The sequence below is a fragment of the Streptomyces sp. NPDC048196 genome (assembly GCF_040652715.1).
Taxonomy (GTDB): Bacteria; Actinomycetota; Actinomycetes; order Streptomycetales; family Streptomycetaceae; genus Streptomyces; species Streptomyces siderophoricus.
Window position 1 is genome coordinate 21220 of sequence record NZ_JBEZMM010000028.1, and the last position, 18759, is coordinate 39978.

33 protein-coding genes are annotated in these 18759 nt (G+C 66.8%); 1 reads left to right on the forward strand and 32 read right to left on the reverse strand.

Annotated features, from left to right (window positions below; all coding sequences use genetic code 11):
- Positions 1–31 precede the first annotated feature (31 nt).
- On the forward strand, positions 32–904 hold the full coding sequence (locus tag AB0E02_RS24645; protein WP_362142682.1) for a hypothetical protein: 873 nt from the start codon (positions 32–34) through the stop codon (positions 902–904).
- Between the two features lie 24 nt (positions 905–928).
- Here AB0E02_RS24645 and truA read toward each other — a convergent pair whose 3' ends face one another.
- The 32 genes from truA to rpsJ form a co-directional block, all read right to left on the reverse strand.
- The gene (gene truA, locus AB0E02_RS24650) at positions 929–1786 is read right to left on the reverse strand and encodes a tRNA pseudouridine(38-40) synthase TruA (protein ID WP_362142684.1); all 858 of its coding nucleotides are present in this window, start codon (positions 1784–1786) and stop codon (positions 929–931) included.
- Between the two features lie 88 nt (positions 1787–1874).
- Positions 1875–2357, reverse strand: coding sequence for a 50S ribosomal protein L17 (rplQ, locus tag AB0E02_RS24655; RefSeq protein ID WP_362142686.1), 483 nt, complete (start codon positions 2355–2357; stop codon positions 1875–1877).
- A 128-nt stretch (positions 2358–2485) separates the two neighbouring features.
- Positions 2486–3508 (reverse strand): DNA-directed RNA polymerase subunit alpha, encoded by a 1023-nt coding sequence (locus tag AB0E02_RS24660; protein WP_003956430.1) that lies wholly within the window; start codon positions 3506–3508, stop codon positions 2486–2488.
- Positions 3509–3641: 133 nt separating this feature from the next.
- Positions 3642–4268 carry a 30S ribosomal protein S4 gene (rpsD, locus tag AB0E02_RS24665; protein WP_362142688.1) on the reverse strand — a complete coding sequence of 209 codons (627 nt, stop codon included), beginning with the start codon at positions 4266–4268 and terminating at the stop codon, positions 3642–3644.
- 27 nt (positions 4269–4295) lie between these two features.
- Entirely contained in the window at positions 4296–4700 is a 405-nt protein-coding gene (rpsK, locus tag AB0E02_RS24670) for a 30S ribosomal protein S11 (RefSeq protein ID WP_004571845.1), read from the reverse strand.
- Positions 4701–4764: 64 nt separating this feature from the next.
- The gene (gene rpsM / locus AB0E02_RS24675; protein WP_018090888.1) at positions 4765–5145 is read right to left on the reverse strand and encodes a 30S ribosomal protein S13; all 381 of its coding nucleotides are present in this window, start codon (positions 5143–5145) and stop codon (positions 4765–4767) included.
- A 199-nt stretch (positions 5146–5344) separates the two neighbouring features.
- Positions 5345–5458, reverse strand: a complete 114-nt coding sequence (gene rpmJ, locus AB0E02_RS24680) for a 50S ribosomal protein L36 (RefSeq protein WP_003956441.1) — start codon at positions 5456–5458, stop codon at positions 5345–5347.
- 60 nt (positions 5459–5518) lie between these two features.
- Positions 5519–5740: a translation initiation factor IF-1 gene (infA, locus tag AB0E02_RS24685; protein WP_003956442.1), complete on the reverse strand. Its 222-nt coding sequence runs from the start codon at positions 5738–5740 to the stop codon at positions 5519–5521.
- Between the two features lie 170 nt (positions 5741–5910).
- Complete coding sequence (map, locus tag AB0E02_RS24690) at positions 5911–6747, reverse strand: type I methionyl aminopeptidase (RefSeq protein WP_362142691.1); 837 nt, start codon at positions 6745–6747, stop codon at positions 5911–5913.
- 101 nt (positions 6748–6848) lie between these two features.
- Positions 6849–7502 (reverse strand): adenylate kinase, encoded by a 654-nt coding sequence (locus tag AB0E02_RS24695; RefSeq protein ID WP_362142692.1) that lies wholly within the window; start codon positions 7500–7502, stop codon positions 6849–6851.
- Positions 7502–8815: a preprotein translocase subunit SecY gene (gene secY / locus AB0E02_RS24700; protein WP_265362225.1), complete on the reverse strand. Its 1314-nt coding sequence runs from the start codon at positions 8813–8815 to the stop codon at positions 7502–7504. The genes AB0E02_RS24695 and secY overlap by 1 nt, the downstream gene beginning before the upstream one ends.
- 228 nt (positions 8816–9043) lie before the next feature.
- Complete coding sequence (rplO, locus tag AB0E02_RS24705) at positions 9044–9499, reverse strand: 50S ribosomal protein L15 (protein WP_030413024.1); 456 nt, start codon at positions 9497–9499, stop codon at positions 9044–9046.
- Position 9500: 1 nt separating this feature from the next.
- Positions 9501–9683: a 50S ribosomal protein L30 gene (gene rpmD, locus AB0E02_RS24710; RefSeq protein ID WP_030413023.1), complete on the reverse strand. Its 183-nt coding sequence runs from the start codon at positions 9681–9683 to the stop codon at positions 9501–9503.
- A complete protein-coding gene (rpsE, locus tag AB0E02_RS24715) occupies positions 9683–10285 on the reverse strand; it encodes a 30S ribosomal protein S5 (protein WP_030413022.1) in 603 nt (200 codons plus the stop codon). The genes rpmD and rpsE overlap by 1 nt, the downstream gene beginning before the upstream one ends.
- Before the next feature lie 46 nt (positions 10286–10331).
- Positions 10332–10715, reverse strand: a complete 384-nt coding sequence (rplR, locus tag AB0E02_RS24720) for a 50S ribosomal protein L18 (RefSeq protein WP_030413021.1) — start codon at positions 10713–10715, stop codon at positions 10332–10334.
- Positions 10716–10718: 3 nt separating this feature from the next.
- A complete protein-coding gene (gene rplF / locus AB0E02_RS24725) occupies positions 10719–11258 on the reverse strand; it encodes a 50S ribosomal protein L6 (protein WP_201803195.1) in 540 nt (179 codons plus the stop codon).
- Between the two features lie 22 nt (positions 11259–11280).
- The gene (gene rpsH, locus AB0E02_RS24730) at positions 11281–11679 is read right to left on the reverse strand and encodes a 30S ribosomal protein S8 (protein ID WP_030413019.1); all 399 of its coding nucleotides are present in this window, start codon (positions 11677–11679) and stop codon (positions 11281–11283) included.
- Between the two features lie 239 nt (positions 11680–11918).
- Positions 11919–12104, reverse strand: coding sequence for a type Z 30S ribosomal protein S14 (locus AB0E02_RS24735; RefSeq protein WP_003956452.1), 186 nt, complete (start codon positions 12102–12104; stop codon positions 11919–11921).
- 5 nt (positions 12105–12109) lie between these two features.
- Positions 12110–12670: a 50S ribosomal protein L5 gene (gene rplE, locus AB0E02_RS24740; protein ID WP_030413018.1), complete on the reverse strand. Its 561-nt coding sequence runs from the start codon at positions 12668–12670 to the stop codon at positions 12110–12112.
- The gene (rplX, locus tag AB0E02_RS24745; protein WP_030413017.1) at positions 12670–12993 is read right to left on the reverse strand and encodes a 50S ribosomal protein L24; all 324 of its coding nucleotides are present in this window, start codon (positions 12991–12993) and stop codon (positions 12670–12672) included. Before rplX ends, rplE begins: the two co-directional genes overlap by 1 nt.
- 3 nt (positions 12994–12996) lie before the next feature.
- The gene (gene rplN / locus AB0E02_RS24750) at positions 12997–13365 is read right to left on the reverse strand and encodes a 50S ribosomal protein L14 (RefSeq protein ID WP_003998823.1); all 369 of its coding nucleotides are present in this window, start codon (positions 13363–13365) and stop codon (positions 12997–12999) included.
- A gap of 104 nt (positions 13366–13469) precedes the next feature.
- Positions 13470–13751: a 30S ribosomal protein S17 gene (gene rpsQ / locus AB0E02_RS24755; RefSeq protein WP_006604882.1), complete on the reverse strand. Its 282-nt coding sequence runs from the start codon at positions 13749–13751 to the stop codon at positions 13470–13472.
- A complete protein-coding gene (gene rpmC, locus AB0E02_RS24760; protein ID WP_362142697.1) occupies positions 13751–13975 on the reverse strand; it encodes a 50S ribosomal protein L29 in 225 nt (74 codons plus the stop codon). Before rpmC ends, rpsQ begins: the two co-directional genes overlap by 1 nt.
- Complete coding sequence (rplP, locus tag AB0E02_RS24765; protein WP_004571829.1) at positions 13975–14394, reverse strand: 50S ribosomal protein L16; 420 nt, start codon at positions 14392–14394, stop codon at positions 13975–13977. Before rplP ends, rpmC begins: the two co-directional genes overlap by 1 nt.
- A gap of 5 nt (positions 14395–14399) precedes the next feature.
- The gene (gene rpsC / locus AB0E02_RS24770; protein ID WP_030413016.1) at positions 14400–15224 is read right to left on the reverse strand and encodes a 30S ribosomal protein S3; all 825 of its coding nucleotides are present in this window, start codon (positions 15222–15224) and stop codon (positions 14400–14402) included.
- Entirely contained in the window at positions 15224–15571 is a 348-nt protein-coding gene (gene rplV, locus AB0E02_RS24775) for a 50S ribosomal protein L22 (RefSeq protein ID WP_009997296.1), read from the reverse strand. Before rplV ends, rpsC begins: the two co-directional genes overlap by 1 nt.
- A 44-nt stretch (positions 15572–15615) precedes the next feature.
- Positions 15616–15897 carry a 30S ribosomal protein S19 gene (gene rpsS / locus AB0E02_RS24780; protein ID WP_030016988.1) on the reverse strand — a complete coding sequence of 94 codons (282 nt, stop codon included), beginning with the start codon at positions 15895–15897 and terminating at the stop codon, positions 15616–15618.
- Positions 15898–15909: 12 nt separating this feature from the next.
- Positions 15910–16746, reverse strand: a complete 837-nt coding sequence (gene rplB, locus AB0E02_RS24785) for a 50S ribosomal protein L2 (RefSeq protein ID WP_030413014.1) — start codon at positions 16744–16746, stop codon at positions 15910–15912.
- 39 nt (positions 16747–16785) lie between these two features.
- Positions 16786–17109, reverse strand: coding sequence for a 50S ribosomal protein L23 (gene rplW, locus AB0E02_RS24790; RefSeq protein ID WP_030413013.1), 324 nt, complete (start codon positions 17107–17109; stop codon positions 16786–16788).
- On the reverse strand, positions 17109–17762 hold the full coding sequence (rplD, locus tag AB0E02_RS24795) for a 50S ribosomal protein L4 (protein ID WP_362142701.1): 654 nt from the start codon (positions 17760–17762) through the stop codon (positions 17109–17111). Before rplD ends, rplW begins: the two co-directional genes overlap by 1 nt.
- An 8-nt stretch (positions 17763–17770) precedes the next feature.
- Positions 17771–18415, reverse strand: a complete 645-nt coding sequence (gene rplC / locus AB0E02_RS24800; protein WP_030413011.1) for a 50S ribosomal protein L3 — start codon at positions 18413–18415, stop codon at positions 17771–17773.
- A gap of 18 nt (positions 18416–18433) precedes the next feature.
- Positions 18434–18742, reverse strand: coding sequence for a 30S ribosomal protein S10 (gene rpsJ / locus AB0E02_RS24805; RefSeq protein ID WP_003948644.1), 309 nt, complete (start codon positions 18740–18742; stop codon positions 18434–18436).
- Positions 18743–18759: the final 17 nt, after the last annotated feature.

The window sequence follows — 18759 nt, forward strand, 5'->3', positions numbered from 1 at the left end:
GCGTTCCACCAACCGCATTAGGATGCGCGCCATGAGTTTTGGGCAAGGCGGGCCCTTCGACGGCCCCGGGGGATCTTTCTCGTCCACGCCGGACTGGGACGCGCTCGCGGAGGAAGGCGAGGCGCAGTCCCGCCGCAAGCGGTGGATGTGGATCGGCGGCGGAGCACTGGCGACCGTCGCGGTGGCCGGCATCGTCGCCGCCGCGGTGATGGCCGGCGGCGACTCCCCCGGCGGCAACCCGACCGCCGCGCCCACCTCGTCCGGCCAGGCCGCGGCCCCGGACGACAAGCCGTCCTTCCCGGACGTCTCCGTACCGCCGCCGCCGAACCCGCAGGACTACATCTCCGACCCCAAGAAGGACACCGCGCCGCTCACCCCGGCCACGCTCTTCCCTCAGAAGACCATGGTCATCGGCGAGCACAGCTACCCGCGCACCAGCACCGCCTCGACAAAGGACTGCACCGCCGCCGCCCAGGGGGCGTTGGTCTCCTCGCTGTCCCACAACGGCTGCAAGCAGCTGCTGCGCGCCACGTACGCCAAGGGCGGAGTGGCGGTCACCATCGGCATCGCGGTCTTCGACTCGCCCGCCAAGGCGGCCAAGGTCATGAACGAGAACCGGACCAACCTCATGCCGCTGCCCGGCGGCGGGGTCCCCTCGGACTTCTGCCAGGGCCACAAGTGCCGGATGGCCACCAACGCCACCGGCCGCTACGCCTACTTCACGATCGCCGGCTACCTCAACGGCAAGGACGTCGTCACCTCGGAGACCAAGGCCCGGCAGATCGCCCGGGACGGCGGCTCCTACGCGTTCACGCAGATCACCCAGCGGGGCAAGGACCAGGCCGCCAAGGCCGCCGAACGCCAGCTGGAGGAAGCCCGGAAGAAGGCCGGCCGGTCGTCCTGACCGGCCGGCTCCCCGGCGGGCGGCTCAGCAGCAGCCGCCCGCCGGCAGCGCCCGCTTGTTCCGGGCCTCCTTGTTGCGGGCCGCCAGCAGCTCGTCCGCCGGATACCCGACCTCTTCGAGCGTCAGCCCGTGCGGCCGGACCACGTGCACGGCCGAGTCGCGTATGCCGGCCGCGAGCACCTTCCCCGGCCAGTCGGCCGGCCGGTGCCCGTCCCCCACGAACAGCAGCGCCCCGATCAGCGAGCGCACCATGTTGTGGCAGAAGGCGTCGGCCCGCACCGTGGCGGTGACGATCCCGTCCTCGCCCCGCACCAGGCTCAGCTCCTGGAGCGTGCGGATGGTCGTCGCGCCCTCGCGCTTCTTGCAGTACGCCGCGAAGTCGTGCTCCCCGAGCAGCCGCCGGGCCGCCTCGTTCATGGCGTCCACGTCGAGCGGCCAGTCGTGCCACAGGACGTGCCCGCGCAGCAGCGGGTCGACCCCGCCGGGGTTGTCGGTGACGCGGTAGGCGTAGCGCCGCCAGATCGCCGAGAAACGCGCGTTGAAGCCCTCGGGGGCCTCGCTGAGGCGCCAGATCCGCACGTCCTTGGAAAGCCGCCCGGCGAGCCGCTTCAGCAGCTTCTCCCGGTGCTCAGCCCACAGCTCCCCGGGCAGGTCCACGTGCGCCACCTGGCCCCGCGCGTGCACCCCGGCGTCGGTCCGCCCGGCCACCGTCAGCTCGTACGTCGTCTCCCCCGACCGCGTCACGGTGCGCAGGGCGTCCTCGATCTCGGCCTGCACGGTGCGCCGGCCGCCGGCCTGCTTGGCCCAGCCGTGGAAGGCGGAGCCGTCGTACGACAGGTCCAGGCGGATCCGGACGTGTCCGGGCCGTACTTCGTCACTCACGGGGAGATCCTCTCCGGGCAGATCCCTTGGGAAAGACACGAAAGCGGGCCCGCCCTCTCGGACGGACCCGCTTCACGCGAGGTCAACCTCAGGCGTCCTTGGACTCCTCGGCGGGCGCCTCGGCCGGAGCCTCGGTCGCCGCGGCCTCATCGGCTTCCTTCACCGCGCGCTTGGTCGCGGCCTCGGCCTCGGCGACGGTCGCCTTCTTGGCGATCTCGCCCTCGACCAGCTCGATCACGGCCATCGGGGCGTTGTCGCCACGACGGTTGCCGATCTTGGTGATACGGGTGTAGCCACCCGGACGCTCCGCGAACCGCGGCGCGATCTCCGTGAAGAGCGTGTGCACGACGCCCTTGTCCGAGATCAGCTGCATGACCTGACGGCGGTTGTGAAGGTCGCCCTTCTTCGCCTTGGTCACCAGACGCTCCGCGTACGGACGCAGACGACGGGCCTTGGCCTCGGTCGTCGTGATGCGGCCGTGCTCGAAGAGCGCGGTGGCCAGGTTGCGCAGCATGAGACGCTCGTGCGCAGCGCTGCCGCCCAGACGGGCACCCTTGGTGGGCTTCGGCATGGTGTATCTCCTTCATTGCTGCACCGGCCGTATCAGGTACCGGTGTCAGTTCCCACGAGGCGGCCGCCCCGCGGAAGATGCACACGGCAAGGGCCCGGGAAAGGCTCCCGGACCCCTGCCGGTCGAATTCAGTACTGCTCGGTCTCCACGAACCCGGCGTCCGCGTCGTCGTCGGCGCCGAAGGCGTCGGCAGCGGCGGTCGGGTCGAATCCGGGCGGGCTGTCCTTGAGGGCCAGGCCCATGCCGGCCAGCTTCGCCTTGACCTCGTCGATGGACTTCGCACCGAAGTTGCGGATGTCCAGCAGGTCCGCCTCGGAGCGGGCGACGAGCTCACCCACGGAGTGGATGCCCTCGCGCTTGAGGCAGTTGTAGGAGCGGACGGTGAGCTCCAGCTCCTCGATCGGCAGCGCCAGGTCGGCGGCCAGGGCGGCGTCCGTGGGGGACGGGCCCATGTCGATGCCCTCGGCGTCGATGTTCAGCTCGCGGGCGAGACCGAACAGCTCGACCAGGGTCTTACCGGCGGAGGCCATGGCGTCACGCGGACGCATCGCCTGCTTGGTCTCGACGTCGACGATCAGCTTGTCGAAGTCGGTGCGCTGCTCGACACGGGTCGCCTCGACCTTGTACGTGACCTTGAGCACCGGCGAGTAGATGGAGTCGACCGGGATACGGCCGATCTCCTGGCCCACCTGCTTGTTCTGCACGGCGGAGACGTAGCCGCGACCGCGCTCGACGGTCAGCTCCATCTCCAGCTTGCCCTTGCCGTTGAGCGTGGCGAGGACCAGGTCGGGGTTGTGCACCTCGACACCGGCCGGCGGCGCGATGTCCGCGGCGGTCACGAGGCCCGGGCCCTGCTTGCGCAGGTACATCACGACCGGCTCGTCGTGCTCCGAGGAGACGACCAGCTGCTTGATGTTGAGGATGAGGTCGGTGACGTCCTCCTTGACGCCCGGCACGGTGGTGAACTCGTGCAGAACGCCGTCGATGCGGATGGACGTGACCGCCGCACCCGGGATCGAGGAGAGGAGCGTACGACGCAGGGAGTTGCCGAGGGTGTAGCCGAAGCCCGGCTCCAGCGGCTCGATCACGAACCGGGAGCGGTATTCGTCCACGACCTCTTCGGTCAGGGAGGGACGCTGAGCAATCAGCATGTTTTTCGGTCCTTCAGTCGTGGGCGCCCGCTATTTGACGCCCGCTGTACCGACAAGGGTACGGGCGGTACGACGCCGAAGCTCCGTACCGCCCACACCCACCGGCCCCCGACGTGCCGGGGGCCGACAAGCCTTACTTCGAGTAAAGCTCGACGATCAGCTGCTCCTGCACCTGGGTGTCGATCACCTGGCGCTCGGGCAGGCTGTGCACGAGGATCCGCAGCTGCGAGGGGATCGCCTCCAGCCACGCCGGAACGGTCTTCTCGCCGGCCTCGGCCTTGGCCACCTCGAAGGGGGTCAGGTTCCGAGAGCCCTCGCGGACCTCGACGATGTCGTTCACTGCCACACGAGCCGACGGGATGTCGGTCTTGCGGCCGTTCACGGTGATGTGTCCGTGACGGACCAGCTGACGGGCGTGGTCGCGGGACTTGGCAAAGCCGGCCCGGTAGACCACGTTGTCGAGGCGGGTCTCAAGGATGCGCAGAAGGTTCTCACCGGTCTTGCCGGTCTTCTGGTTCGCTTCCTTGTAGTAGTTCACGAACTGCTTCTCAAGGACACCGTAGATGCGGCTGCACTTCTGCTTCTCACGAAGCTGGAGCAGGTACTCGCTGTCCTTGGTGCGCCCGCGACCGTGCTCACCCGGGGGGTAAGGACGGATCTCGATCGGGCACTTCGCGCTCTCGCACTTGCTCCCCTTGAGGAAGAGCTTCTGCTTCTCCCGACGGCAACGCTTGCAGTCGGCCCCGGTGTAACGCGCCATTGTCTAGTTGTCTCCTACTTCAGATGGTCAGACGCGGCGGCGCTTGGGCGGGCGGCATCCGTTGTGCGGGGTGGGGGTGACGTCCTGGATCGAGCCGACCTCGAGGCCGGTGGCCTGGAGGGAGCGGATCGCGGTCTCACGGCCGGAGCCGGGACCCTTGACGAAGACGTCGACCTTGCGCATGCCGTGCTCCTGCGCGCGGCGGGCGGCCGACTCGGCGGCCATCTGCGCGGCGAAGGGGGTGGACTTGCGCGAGCCCTTGAAGCCGACGTGGCCGGCAGAGGCCCAAGAGATCACGTTCCCGGTCGGGTCGGTGATCGAGACGATCGTGTTGTTGAACGTGCTCTTGATGTGAGCGTGCCCGTGGGCGACGTTCTTCTTCTCCTTGCGGCGCACCTTCTTGGCGCCGGCCGTACGGCCCTTCGGAGGCATGAATTTCTCCCGTGGAGGTGGTCGGTCCTACAGCGAAGACCGCTGGTGAGCGTCCTGCTGAGGACTACTTCTTGCCCGGCTTCTTCTTGCCGGCGATCGCGCGACGCGGACCCTTGCGGGTACGGGCGTTCGTGCTGGTGCGCTGACCGTGCACCGGCAGACCGCGACGGTGACGCAGACCCTGGTAGCAGCCGATCTCGACCTTGCGGCGGATGTCGGCCTGGATCTCGCGACGGAGGTCACCCTCGGTCTTGAGGTTGTTGTCGACGTACTCGCGGATCTTGACGAGGTCTTCCTCGGCCAGGTCGCGGACCCGGGTGTTCGGGTTCACGCCGGTGGCGGCGAGGGTCTGCTGCGAGAGCGTCCGCCCGATACCGAAGACGTAGGTGAGGGCGACCTCCACACGCTTTTCGCGCGGGAGATCAACGCCTGCGAGGCGTGCCATTGATGTGGCTCCTGATGGCTATTCGGAGGTCTTCCGCAGCACCGTTCCCGTAAGACTCTGCAGAATTACGAGCCGGGTCCCCGGCCTCCGAGCCGGGGGTGTCGTCCCCACGCCGCTGGTGCGGGGGGGTCGGGTGACTGCGTATGAACGTGTGGTGCTTGCGTCGCGCGAACTGCGAAATGCAGGTGGTCGGCGTGCGTCAGCCCTGGCGCTGCTTGTGGCGCAGGTTGTCGCAGATGACCATGACCCGGCCGTGGCGGCGGATCACCTTGCACTTGTCGCAGATCTTCTTGACGCTCGGCTTGACCTTCATGGGATGTGAGGTTCTCCGGGTCAGTGCCGTCACCCCACGGGAGCGGGGTGCCGACAAGATCTACTTGTAGCGGTAGACGATCCGCCCACGCGTCAGGTCGTAGGGAGAGAGCTCCACGACGACCCGGTCATCCGGAAGGATACGGATGTAGTGCATCCGCATCTTGCCGCTGATGTGCGCGAGGACCTTGTGACCGTTCTGAAGCTCCACCTTGAACATCGCGTTCGGGAGGGACTCGATCACGGTGCCCTCGATCTCGATGGCACCTTGCTTCTTGGCCACGCTTCGCCCTTCGAATCGGCTACCTTTTGGCGGCTGTCATTCGCAGGTGAATCACCTGCGATGCGTCCGACCCTTTAACAGGCATACGGATGCACGAGAGCCGACGCGTCAGTCTACGTCAGGGTCCGGGAAAAGACGAATCCAGGATTATTGCCCATGGTGGGTGATCCTTACGCCAGCGGGTCCGGCGCCGCGGTGATCCCGAGCTCCGCGAGCCGGGCCTTGCCACCGTCCGGCGCGGTCAGCACCAGCGGGCCCTGCTCGGTCAGCGCGACCGAGTGTTCCCAGTGCGAGGACCAGCTGCCGTCGTTCGACTTCACGGTCCAGTCGTCCTCGAGCACATGGGTCTTCGGGGTGCCGAGGTTCACCATCGGCTCGATCGCGATGCAGAAACCGGGCACCAGCTTGGGGCCGCGGCCGCGCTTGCGGTCGACGTAGTTCAGCAGGTGCGGGTCCATGTGCATCTGCGAGCCGATGCCGTGGCCGCCGTAGTCCTCGACGATGCCGTACTTGCCGCTGGCCGGGCGGGGCTGGCGGCGGATGTAGCCCTCGATCGCCTTGGAGATGTCGACCAGTCGGTTGCCCTTGGCGACCGCGGCGATGCCCGCCCACATCGAGCCCTCGGTGACCCGGCTGAGCTCGACCAGCTCCGCGGAATGACCCGAGCCGACGAAGGCGGTGTACGCGGCGTCGCCGTGCCAGCCGTCGACGATCGCGCCGCAGTCGATGGAGATGATGTCGCCGTCCGCCAGCACGGTGTCGGTGTCCGGGATGCCGTGGACCACGACGTCGTTCACCGAGGTGCAGATCGTCGCGGGGAAGCCGCCGTAGCCGAGGAAGTTCGACTTCGCGCCGTGCTCGGCGAGCACCTTGCGCGCCGCGTCGTCCAGGTCCTTGGTCGTGGCGCCCGGCACCGCGACCTCCCGGGTCGCGGCGTGGATGGCGGCGACCACCAGCCCCGCCTCGCGCATCTTCGCGATCTGCTCGGGGGTCTTGATCTCCACCATCGCGGCTTACGCCCTTCCGTCCGTGCTGTCTGACGTCGTACCCGACCAACAGTACGGCCGCGGTGCCCGTGCTGGACACCGCGGCCGTACGGAGCTGTCCGCTACTTACCGCCCTGGAGCGCGGCCATCGCGCGCTCCGTGACCTCTTCGACCTTCCCGAGTGCCGGGATGGTCACGACCAGGTCCTGGGCCTTGTAGTAGTCGATGATCGGCTCGGTCTGCGTGTGGTAGACCTCCAGCCGCTTGCGGACGGTCTCCTCGCTGTCGTCGTCACGCTGGTACAGGTCGCCGCCGCAGACGTCACAGACGCCCTCCAGCTTCGGCGCGCTGTAGGTCACGTGGAAGACGTGGCTGGAGTCGTTGCGGCAGATGCGGCGGCCGGCGATGCGCTTGACCACCTCTTCCTCGGGGACCTCCAGGTCCAGGACCGCGTCGAGCGTGACGCCGTCCTCCTTGAGGGCCTCGTCGAGCGCCTCGGCCTGCGAGACGTTGCGGGGGAAGCCGTCCAGCAGGAAGCCGCCGGCGGCGTCCGGCTGGTTCATCCGGTCGCGGGCCATGCCGATGGTGACCTCGTCGGGAACGAGTTCACCGGCGTCCATGAACGCCTTGGCCTGCTTGCCGAGGTCGGTGCCCTGGCTGATGTTGGCCCGGAACAGGTCCCCCGTGGAGATGTGCGGGATCACGAGGTTCTTGGCAAGGTACGCAGCCTGCGTACCCTTGCCGGCCCCCGGGGGCCCGACGAGGACGATTCGCATCAGCGGAGGAACCCTTCGTAGTTGCGCTGCTGAAGCTGGCTCTCAATCTGCTTCACGGTCTCCAGACCCACACCCACGATGATGAGGATGCTCGTCCCGCCGAACGGGAAGTTCTGGTTCGCGTTGAACAGCACCAACGCCACTGTTGGTACGAGCGCGATCAGCCCCAGGTACAGCGAGCCCGGCCACGTGATCCGGTTGAGCACGTAGCTGAGGTACTCGGCCGTCGGGCGACCAGCCCGGATACCCGGGATGAAGCCACCATACTTCTTCATGTTGTCGGCAACTTCTTCGGGGTTGAAGCTGATGGCGACGTAGAAGAAGGCGAAGAAGACGATCAGCAGGAAGTACGTAACGATGTAAACCGGGTGATTTCCCTTGGTGAAGTTGGTGGCGATCCAGGTCGCCCATCCCGCCTTCGACCCGCTGAACTGTGCAACCAGGGCTGGAATGTAGAGCAACGACGACGCGAAGATGACCGGAATCACACCCGCCTGATTCACCTTGAGCGGGATGTACGTGGACGTACCGCCATAGGACCGGCGGCCGATCATCCGCTTCGCGTACTGCACCGGGATGCGCCGCTGGGCCTGCTCGACGAAGACCACCAGGGCGACCATCGCCAGACCCACCGCGATCACCGAGAAGAACTCGATCCAGCCGTCCGCGAGCTTGCCGGTGAGCTTGATCTGCCACAGGGCGCCCGGGAAGCCGGCGGCGATCGAGATGAACATCAGGATGGACATGCCGTTGCCGATGCCGCGGTCGGTGACGAGCTCACCGAGCCACATGATCAGGCAGGTGCCGGCGGTCATGCAGATGACCATCGTGATGGTGGTGAAGATCGAGTCGCTGGGCACGATCTCGCTGGCGACCGGGCAGCTCTGGAAGAGCGCGCCGCTGCGGGCGGTGGCCACCAGGCCGGTGCCCTGCAGGACCGCGAGCGCCACGGTCAGATAGCGGGTGTACTGGGTGATCTTCCCCTGGCCCGACTGCCCCTCTTTCTTGAGGGCCTCCAGCCGGGGGATGACCACGGTGAGCAGCTGGAGGATGATGCTCGCCGTGATGTACGGCATGATCCCCAGCGCGAAGATCGTGATCTGCAGCAGCGCACCACCGCTGAACATGTTCACCAGGGCGAACAACCCGCTGTTGCCGCCGGCCTGCTTCATGCAGGTCTCGACGTTCGCGTAGTTCACCCCAGGGACCGGGACGTGCGCTCCGATCCGGTAGAGCACGATGATGCCCAACGTGAACAGCAGCTTCTTGCGCAGGTCGGGCGTCTTGAACGCTCGGGCGAACGCGGTGAGCACGGTGCCTCCTGCGCCCCCCGCCCCGAGGGCGAGAGGTAACGGTCTTGAGGATCGACGAATACGTAACGGCCGGAAACCGCACGGGCGCGGCCCATGCGGCGGGGGCCCGGGGCATTGGCCCCGGAAAACAACAGTGCATGCCACCTTACCGGCGACCGTACCCCCGTGGAACGACCAACCGGGGATGCCCCAATCGATGGGCATCCCCGGTCAGTTGAACCAACGAACTCAGATGAGCTCGGTGACGGTGCCGCCGGCGGCGGCGATCTTCTCCTTGGCGGAGCCGGAGACGGCGTCAACCGAAACCTGCAGCGCCACGGAGACCTCGCCCTGGCCCAGGACCTTGACGAGCTCGTTCTTGCGCACCGCGCCCTTGGCAACCAGGTCGGCCACCGTGACCTCGCCACCCTGCGGGTAGAGCTCGGCCAGCTTGGCCAGGTTCACGACCTGGAACTGCTTGTGGGCGGGGTTCTTGAAGCCCTTCAGCTTCGGGAGGCGCATGTGGAGGGGCATCTGCCCACCCTCGAAGCGCTCCGGAACCTGGTAACGGGCCTTGGTGCCCTTGGTACCACGACCGGCGGTCTTACCCTTGGACGCCTCACCACGACCGACACGGGTCTTGGCGGTCTTGGCGCCCGGGGCGGGCCGGAGGTTGTGGACCTTCAGCGGGTTCTGCTCCGCCATGTCAGTCGACCTCCTTGACCGACACGAGGTGGCGGACGGTGTGCACCATGCCGCGGAACTCGGGGCGGTCCTCCTTGACAACCACGTCACCCAGCCGCTTCAGGCCGAGCGAACGCAGCGTGTCGCGGTGGTTCTGCTTGCTGCCGATGTAGGACTTGGTCTGCGTGATCTCCAGGCGAGCCATTACGCGCTCACCCCTGCACGCGCCCGCAGCAGAGCAGCGGGAGCCACGTCCTCCAGCGGCAGGCCACGACGGGCCGCGATCTCCTCGGGGCGCTGCAGGCCCTGAAGCGCGGTCACCGTGGCATGCACGATGTTGATCGGGTTCGACGAACCGAGCGACTTGCTCAGCACGTCGTGGATGCCCGCGCACTCCAGGACGGCGCGCACCGGGCCACCGGCGATCACACCGGTACCGGGGGAAGCCGGCTTGAGCAGGACGACGCCCGCAGCCTTCTCGCCCTGGATGGGGTGCGGGATGGTGCCCTGGATACGGGGGACCTTGAAGAAGTTCTTCTTGGCCTCTTCCACGCCCTTGGCGATGGCAGCCGGAACTTCCTTGGCCTTGCCGTAACCGACACCCACGGTGCCGTCACCGTCGCCCACCACGACCAGCGCGGTGAAGCTGAAACGACGACCACCCTTGACAACCTTGGCGACGCGGTTGATCGCGACTACGCGCTCAACGTACGCGGTCTTCTCGGCGGCAGCGCCACCGTCGCGACCCTTCCGGTCCCGCCGCTCGCCGCCACCGGCACCGCTGCCGCGGCGCTGGGGTCCAGCCATTGGATTTACCTCTCTCTGTTACGTCCGCTAGCTCCGGAACCGGGGCTTAGAACTTCAGCCCGGCTTCGCGGGCGGCGTCGGCCAGAGCGGCAATCCGCCCGGCGTACTGCTTGCCACCGCGGTCGAACACGACGGCCTCGACACCGGCGGCCTTGGCACGCTCGGCAACCAGGGCGCCGACCTTCTGGGCCTGGGCGCTCTTGTCGCCCTCGCCACCACGGATGGACGCGTCCAGGGTCGACGCCGAGGCCAGGGTGTGGCCCTGGATGTCGTCGATGACCTGAGCGGTGATGCCGCGGTTGGACCGCGTCACGACCAGACGCGGACGCTCCGGGGTACCCGAAATCCGCTTACGGATGCGGATGTGGCGACGCTTGGCAGCGGCGCGCTTGTACGCGTTGCCCTTAGCGATCTTCACACCGTATGCCATGGCTTACTTACCAGCCTTTCCGACCTTGCGGCGGATGACCTCGCCGGCGTACTTGACGCCCTTGGCCTTGTACGGGTCAGGCTTGCGCAGCTTGCGGATGTTCGCCGCCACCTCGCCGACCTTCTGCTTGTCGATGCCCTCGACGCTGAGCTTGGTCGGGGACTCGACCTTGAACGAGATGCCCTCGGGGGCCTCGATCAGGATCGGGTGGCTGTAGCCCAGGGAGAACTCCAGGTTGGAGCCCTTCGCCTGGACGCGGTAACCGACACCGCTGATCTCGAGCGCCTTGCTGTATCCCTGGGTCACGCCGGTGATCATGTTCGCCACCAGCGTGCGGGACAGGCCGTGCAGGGCCTTGTTCTGACGCTCGTCGTTCGGGCGGGTGACGTTGATGACGCCGTCCTCACCCTTGGCGACCTCGATGGGAGCCGCGACGGTGTGCGAAAGGGAGCCCTTGGGACCCTTCACGTTGACCGTGCGGCCCTCGATGGTGACGTCCACGCCAGCGGGAACCTGGATGGGCAGCTTGCCAATGCGCGACATTAGCTCTTCCTCCGTTCCCGGGTTACCAGACGTAGGCGAGGACTTCCCCACCCACGCCCTTCTTCTGCGCCTGCTGGCCGGTGAGGAGACCGTGCGACGTGGAGATGATCGCCACGCCCAGGCCGCCGAGCACCTTCGGCAGGTTGGTGGACTTTGCGTAGACCCGCAGGCCCGGCTTCGAGATCCGCTTGATGCCGGCGATCGAGCGCTCGCGGTTCGGGCCGAACTTCAGCTCGAGGACGAGGTTCTTGCCGACCTCGGCGTCCTCGACGCGCCAGCCGGTGATGTAACCCTCCTGCTGGAGGATTTCCGCGATGTGCGACTTGATCTTGCTGTGCGGCATCACGACGGTGTCGTGGTACGCCGAGTTCGCGTTCCGCAGACGGGTCAGCATGTCTGCGATGGGGTCAGTCATGGTCATGAATTGGCCTTCGGCCTCTCTCGCCGGGGTTTCCTATGTGCGCCATCCCTCTCCCCGATCAGAGTCGGGACGGGTGCGGCGCGGGGACCTACGGCGTAGTAAGCGACGTTATGCGGGCTCGGCCCGCGGTCGGTCTCGGGCGGCGGGACACCCAAACCCCTCCACCCTACGGGAAAAGGGGGCAGGTGCCCGCCGACCGACTGCTTACCGAGAGTCTCCGGGTTATCCCAACTGGGGGATTACCAGGAGCTCTTGGTCACGCCCGGCAGCTCGCCACGGTGAGCCATCTCACGAAGGCACACGCGGCACAGGCCGAACTTGCGGTACACGGAGTGCGGGCGGCCGCAGCGCTGGCAGCGGGTGTACGCACGCACACCGAACTTGGGCTTGCGAGCAGCCTTGGCAATCAGAGCCTTCTTCGCCATCTCGCTCACGCCTCCTTGAACGGGAAGCCGAGGTGACGAAGGAGAGCGCGGCCCTCATCGTCGTTGGTCGCCGTGGTGACCACGGTGATGTCCATACCCCGGGTACGGTCGATCTTGTCCTGGTCGATCTCGTGGAACATGACCTGCTCCGTGAGACCGAAGGTGTAGTTGCCCCGACCGTCGAACTGCTTCGGGGACAGACCACGGAAGTCGCGGATGCGCGGGAGCGCGAGCGACAGCAGACGGTCCAGGAACTCCCACATGCGGTCACCGCGGAGGGTGACGTGGGCACCGATCGGCTGGCCCTCACGCAGCTTGAACTGCGCGATGGACTTACGGGCCTTGGTGACGGCCGGCTTCTGGCCGGTGATCGTGGTGAGGTCGCGGATGGCGCCCTCGATCAGCTTGGAGTCGCGGGCGGCGTCGCCCACACCCATGTTGACCACGATCTTGGTCAGACCGGGGATCTGCATGACGTTCTCGAAGGAGAACTCGTCCTTCAGCTTCCCGGCGATCTCTTCGCGGTAGCGCGTCTTGAGACGCGGCGCGTTGGTGGTGGCAGTCATCAGATGTCCTCACCGGTCCGCTTGGCAACGCGGATCTTGTTGCCCTCGTCGTCGAAGCGGTATCCGACGCGGGTGACAACCTTCTGGCCGTCCTTCTCCACCACGAGCTGAACGTTGCTCACGTGGATCGGGGCCTCGGTCGTCACGATGCCGCCGGTCTTCGAACCACGAGCGGTCTGGCCGGCCTTGGTGTGCTTCTTGACCCGGTTGACACCCTCGACCAGGACGCGGTCCTCGCGGGGGAAGGCCTGGATGACCTTGCCCTGCTTGCCCTTGTCCTTACCGGTGATGACCTGGACCAGGTCGCCCTTCTTGATCTTCATCGGTTACAGCACCTCCGGCGCGAGCGAGATGATCTTCATGAACTTCTTCTCGCGCAGTTCCCGGCCCACGGGGCCGAAGATGCGGGTGCCGCGGGGGTCGCCATCGTTCTTGAGGATGACGGCCGCGTTCTCGTCGAAGCGGATGTACGAGCCGTCCGGACGGCGGCGCTCCTTGACGGTGCGAACGATGACGGCCTTGACGACGTCACCCTTCTTCACGTTGCCACCGGGGATCGCATCCTTGACGGTGGCGACGATGACGTCACCGATGCCCGCGTAGCGGCGACCGGAACCACCGAGAACACGGATGCAAAGGATCTCCTTCGCACCAGTGTTGTCGGCGACACGCAGTCGCGACTCCTGCTGGATCACGTCTATCTCCTGAATGTCTGCCGGTTCCCGGCGAGAAGCGCGAGTGCTTCGCGCTTCTCGCCGAGCCTGGCGGAACTGTTCCTAGGGGGTCCCCCTAGGAGGGATTACTTGGCCTTCTCGAGGATCTCGACGATGCGCCAGCGCTTGGTGGCGGACAGCGGCCGGGTCTCCATCAGGAGGACGCGGTCGCCGACACCGGCAGCGTTCTGCTCGTCGTGCGCCTTGAGCTTGTTGGTACGGCGGATGACCTTGCCGTACAGCGCGTGCTTGACACGGTCCTCGACGGCGACGACGACGGTCTTGTCCATCTTGTCGCTGACGACCAGACCCTCACGGGTCTTGCGGAAACCGCGCTCGTTCGTCTCAGTCACATTCTTCTCGCTCATCAGGCGCTCTCCACCGTCTCGATGCCGAGCTCGCGCTCCCGCATCAGGGTGTAGATCCGGGCGATGTCCTTACGGACGGACTTGAGCCGACCGTGGTTCTCAAGCTGTCCGGTCGCCGCCTGGAAGCGGAGGTTGAACAGCTCCTCCTTGGCCTCACGAAGCTTGGCAACGAGGTCCTCGTTGTTCAGCTCGCGCAGCTCGGTCGCCGTGGTACCGGCCGCCATCACGACTCACCTGCCTCGCGCCGCACGATGCGGCACTTCATCGGAAGCTTGTGGGCGGCGCGGGTCAGCGCCTCCTTGGCAACCTTTTCGTTCGGGAAGGACAGCTCGAACATCACCCGACCGGGCTTGACGTTCGCGACCCACCACTCCGGAGAACCCTTACCGGAACCCATGCGGGTCTCGGCCGGCTTCTTCGTCAGCGGACGGTCGGGGTAGATGTTGATCCACACCTTGCCGCCACGCTTGATGTGACGGGTCATGGCAATACGAGCGGACTCGATCTGCCGGTTCGTCACGTAGGCCGGGGTGACGGCCTGGATTCCGTACTCACCGAAGGCCAGCTCGGTGCCACCCTTGGCCATGCCGTTGCGCTTCGGGTGGTGCTGCTTGCGGTGCTTGACCCTGCGAGGGATCAGCATGTCGGTCAGGCCTCCGTTCCGGGGGTCTCCGCCGGAGCAGCGGCAGCAGCCTCGGCCTTGGGGGCCTCGGCAGCGGCGCTCTGCTGCTGCGGCTTGCGGCCGCGGCCGCCACGCTCGCCACCGCGGCGCGGACGGTCGTTGCCGCCACCGCGGGCCGGGCGGTTACCCGCACGGGCGGCGGCGTTCTCGGCACGCACCTCGGCGATGTTCTTGACGTCGCCCTTGTAGATCCAGACCTTCACGCCGATGCGGCCGAAGGTGGTCTTGGCCTCGAAGAAGCCGTAGTCGACGTTCGCGCGGAGCGTGTGCAGGGGCACACGGCCCTCACGGTAGAACTCCGAGCGGGACATCTCGGCGCCGCCGAGACGGCCACCACACTGGATCTTGATGCCCTTGGCGCCGGCCTTCATCGTCGACTGCATGCTCTTACGCATGGCGCGACGGAAGGAGACGCGGGAGGACAGCTGCTCGGCGACGGCCTGGGCCACCAGCTGAGCGTCGGTCTCGGGGTTCTTGACCTCGAGGATGTTCAGCTGGACCTGCTTGCCGGTCAGCTTCTCCAGCTCACCGCGGATGCGGTCCGCCTCGGCGCCGCGGCGGCCGATGACGATGCCCGGGCGAGCGGTGTGGATGTCAACGCGGACGCGCTCACGGGTGCGCTCGATCTCAACCTTCGAGATACCGGCGCGCTCCATGCCCTTCGTCATCATGCGACGAATGGCGACGTCTTCCTTGACGTAGTCCTTGTACAGCTTGTCGGCGTACCAGCGGGACTTGAAGTCCGTCGTCACGCCGAGGCGGAACCCGTGCGGGTTTACCTTCTGGCCCATTACCGGGTTCCTTCCTTGCTGCTGACGACCACGGTGATGTGGCTGGTCCGCTTGCGGATCCGGTAGGCACGGCCCTGGGCACGCGGACGGAACCGCTTCAGGGTCGGGCCCTCGTCGACGTACGCCTCGCTGATGACCAGCGTAGAGGCGTCCGTGTGGTCGTAGTTGTGCGCGGCGTTGGCAATGGCGCTGTCCAGCACCTTGCCCACCGGCACGCTCGCGGCCTGCGGGGCGAAACGCAGGACCGCCTGAGCCTCCGTGGCATCCATGCCACGGATAAGGTCCACCACGCGGCGGGCCTTCATGGGCGTGACGCGGATGTACCGCGCCTGGGCCCTGGCTTCCATGGTTGTCCCTTCGGTGTCAGTCATAGTCTTCGCACTCCGGTCGATCAGCGACGACGCGACTTGCGGTCGTCCTTCTCGTGGCCGCGGAAGGTGCGGGTCGGCGCAAACTCGCCGAGCTTGTGGCCGACCATCGACTCGGTGACGAACACCGGGACGTGCTTGCGGCCGTCATGCACCGCGATCGTGTGGCCGAGCATGGCCGGGACGATCATGGAGCGGCGGGACCAGGTCTTGATGACGTTCTTGGTGCCGGCTTCGTTCTGCGTGTCCACCTTCTTGGAGAGGTGGTCGTCGACGAAGGGCCCCTTCTTGAGACTGCGCGGCATCTAAACCCGCTCCTAGCGCTTCTTGTTCGTCTTGCGGCGGCGGACGATGTACTTGTTGCTGGCCTTCTTCGGCGAGCGAGTACGACCCTCCTTCTGGCCCCAGGGCGAGACCGGGTGGCGACCACCGGAGGTCTTGCCCTCACCACCACCGTGCGGGTGGTCGACCGGGTTCATCACGACACCACGCACGGTCGGGCGGACGCCCTTCCAGCGCATGCGGCCGGCCTTGCCCCAGTTGATGTTCGACTGCTCGGCGTTGCCGACCTCGCCGACGGTGGCGCGGCAGCGCACGTCGACCAGGCGGATCTCACCGGACGGCATACGAAGGTGGGCCATCGCGCCCTCCTTCGCCAGCAGCTGCACGGAGGCACCGGCCGAGCGGGCGAACTTCGCACCGCCGCCCGGACGCAGCTCGATCGCGTGGATCGTCGTACCCACGGGGATGTGACGCAGCGGCAGGTTGTTGCCCGGCTTGATGTCGGCGCCAGGGCCGTTCTCAATCCGAGCACCCTGGACCAGGCCACGGGGCGCGATGATGTAGCGCTTCTCGCCGTCTGCGTAGTGCAGCAGCGCGATGCGCGCGGTGCGGTTCGGGTCGTACTCGATGTGCGCGACCTTGGCCGGCACGCCGTCCTTGTCGTGACGACGGAAGTCGATCACGCGGTAGGCGCGCTTGTGGCCACCGCCCTGGTGGCGAACGGTCACACGACCGGCGTTGTTACGGCCGCCCTTGCTGTGCAGCGGGCGGACCAGCGACTTCTCCGGCGTGGACCGCGTGATCTCGACAAAGTCGGCGACGCTGGAGCCACGACGGCCCGGGGTCGTCGGCTTGTACTTGCGGATACCCATTTCTCAGTCCTCGTCCGATTCCGGACGACTCGGACTCCGTTAGGAGACCGGGCCGCCGAAGATGTCGATACGGTCGCCCTCGGCGAGGGTCACGATGGCGCGCTTGGTGTTGGCGCGCTTGCCGTAACCGGTGCGGGTGCGCTTGCGCTTGCCCTGCCGGTTGATCGTGTTGACCCCGGTGACCTTGACCGAGAAGACCGCCTCGACGGCCTGCTTGATCTGGGTCTTGTTGGCACGCGGGTCGACGACGAACGTGTACTTGTTCTCGTCCAGCAGCGCGTAGCTCTTCTCGGAAACCACCGGCTTGACGAGAATGTCACGCGGGTCCGTGAAGGTCTTGCTGGTGACGACGGCCTCAGTCATCAGGCGTCGCTCCCTTCGGTCTCAGCGTTGGCCTTGGGGCCGGACACGAAGGACTCGAAGGCGGCCTTGGTGAAGACCACGTCGTCGGAGACGAGCACGTCGTACGTGTTCAGCTGGCCCGGCTCCAGGATGTGAACCTGGGGCAGGTTGCGGGCGGACAGCCACGCGGCCTCGTCGCTGCGCTCGGCGACCAGGAGCACGTTCTTGCGCTCGCTGACCTTGCCGAGGAGAGCCTTGGCGGCCTTGGTGGAGATGTCGCCCTCGACCACGCCGGAAACGACGTGGATGCGGCTGTTGCGGGCCCGGTCGGTGAGGGCACCGCGCAGGGCGGCGGCCTTCATCTTCTTCGGGGTCCGCTGGCTGTAGTCACGCGGCACGGGGCCGTGGACGACGCCACCGCCGGCGAACTGCGGCGCACGGGTCGAACCCTGGCGCGCGCGGCCGGTGCCCTTCTGGCGGTAAGGCTTCTTGCCACCGCCGCGGACCTCGCCGCGGGTCTTGGTCTTGTGCGTGCCCTGACGGGCCGCGGCCAGCTGCGCAACAACGACCTGGTGGATCAGCGGGATGCTGACCTTGGCGTCGAAGATCTCCGCGGGGAGCTCGACGGACCCGGCCTTGTCGCCAGCAGGCGAAAGGATGTCAATGGTGCTCATCGGTTACCTCAGGCCCCCTTGGCCGCGGTACGGACCAGGACGAGGCCGCCGTTCGGACCAGGAACTGCGCCCTTGATGAGCAGCAGACCCTTCTCCGCGTCAACGGCGTGGACGGTCAGGTTCTGGGTGGTGACCCGCTCATTGCCCATACGGCCGGCCATCCGCATGCCCTTGAACACGCGGCCCGGGGTGGCACAGCCACCGATGGAGCCCGGCTTGCGGTGCACGCGGTGGGCACCGTGCGAGGCCTTGCCGCCGCCGAAGCCGTGACGCTTCATGACACCGGCGAAGCCCTTGCCCTTGCTCTTGCCGGTCACGTCCACCTTGACGCCGGACTCGAAGGTCTCAGCGGTCAGCTCCTGGCCGAGGGTGTACTCACCGGCGTCGGGAGTACGGACCTCGACGAGGTGACGGCGGGGGGTGACGTCGGCCTTCGCGAAGTGGCCCTTGAGGGGCTTGTTCACCTTGCGCGGGTCGATCTCGCCGAAGGCGATCTGGACGGAGTCGTAGCCGTCCTGGTCATTGGTGCGCACCTGGGTAACGACACAGGGCCCGGCCTTGACGACGGTGACCGGAACAACGCGGTTGTTCTCGTCCCACACCTGCGTCATACCGAGCTTCTCGCCCAGGATGCCCTTGATCTGCTTAGCCATCTCTCAGATCACCGACCCTCAGAGCTTGATCTCGATGTCGACACCGGCCGGGAGGTCGAGTCGCATCAGGGAGTCAACGGTCTTCGGCGTCGGGTCGAGGATGTCGATCAGGCGCTTGTGCGTGCGCATCTCGAAGTGCTCGCGCGAGTCCTTGTACTTGTGCGGCGACTTGATGACGCAGTACACGTTCTTTTCAGTGGGCAGCGGCACCGGGCCCGCGACCGACGCACCAGTCCGGGTCACCGTCTCGACGATCTTCTTCGCCGAAGAGTCGATGACCTCGTGGTCGTAGGCCTTGAGCCGGATGCGGATCTTCTGTCCCGCCATGGCTACTTCGTAGTCCT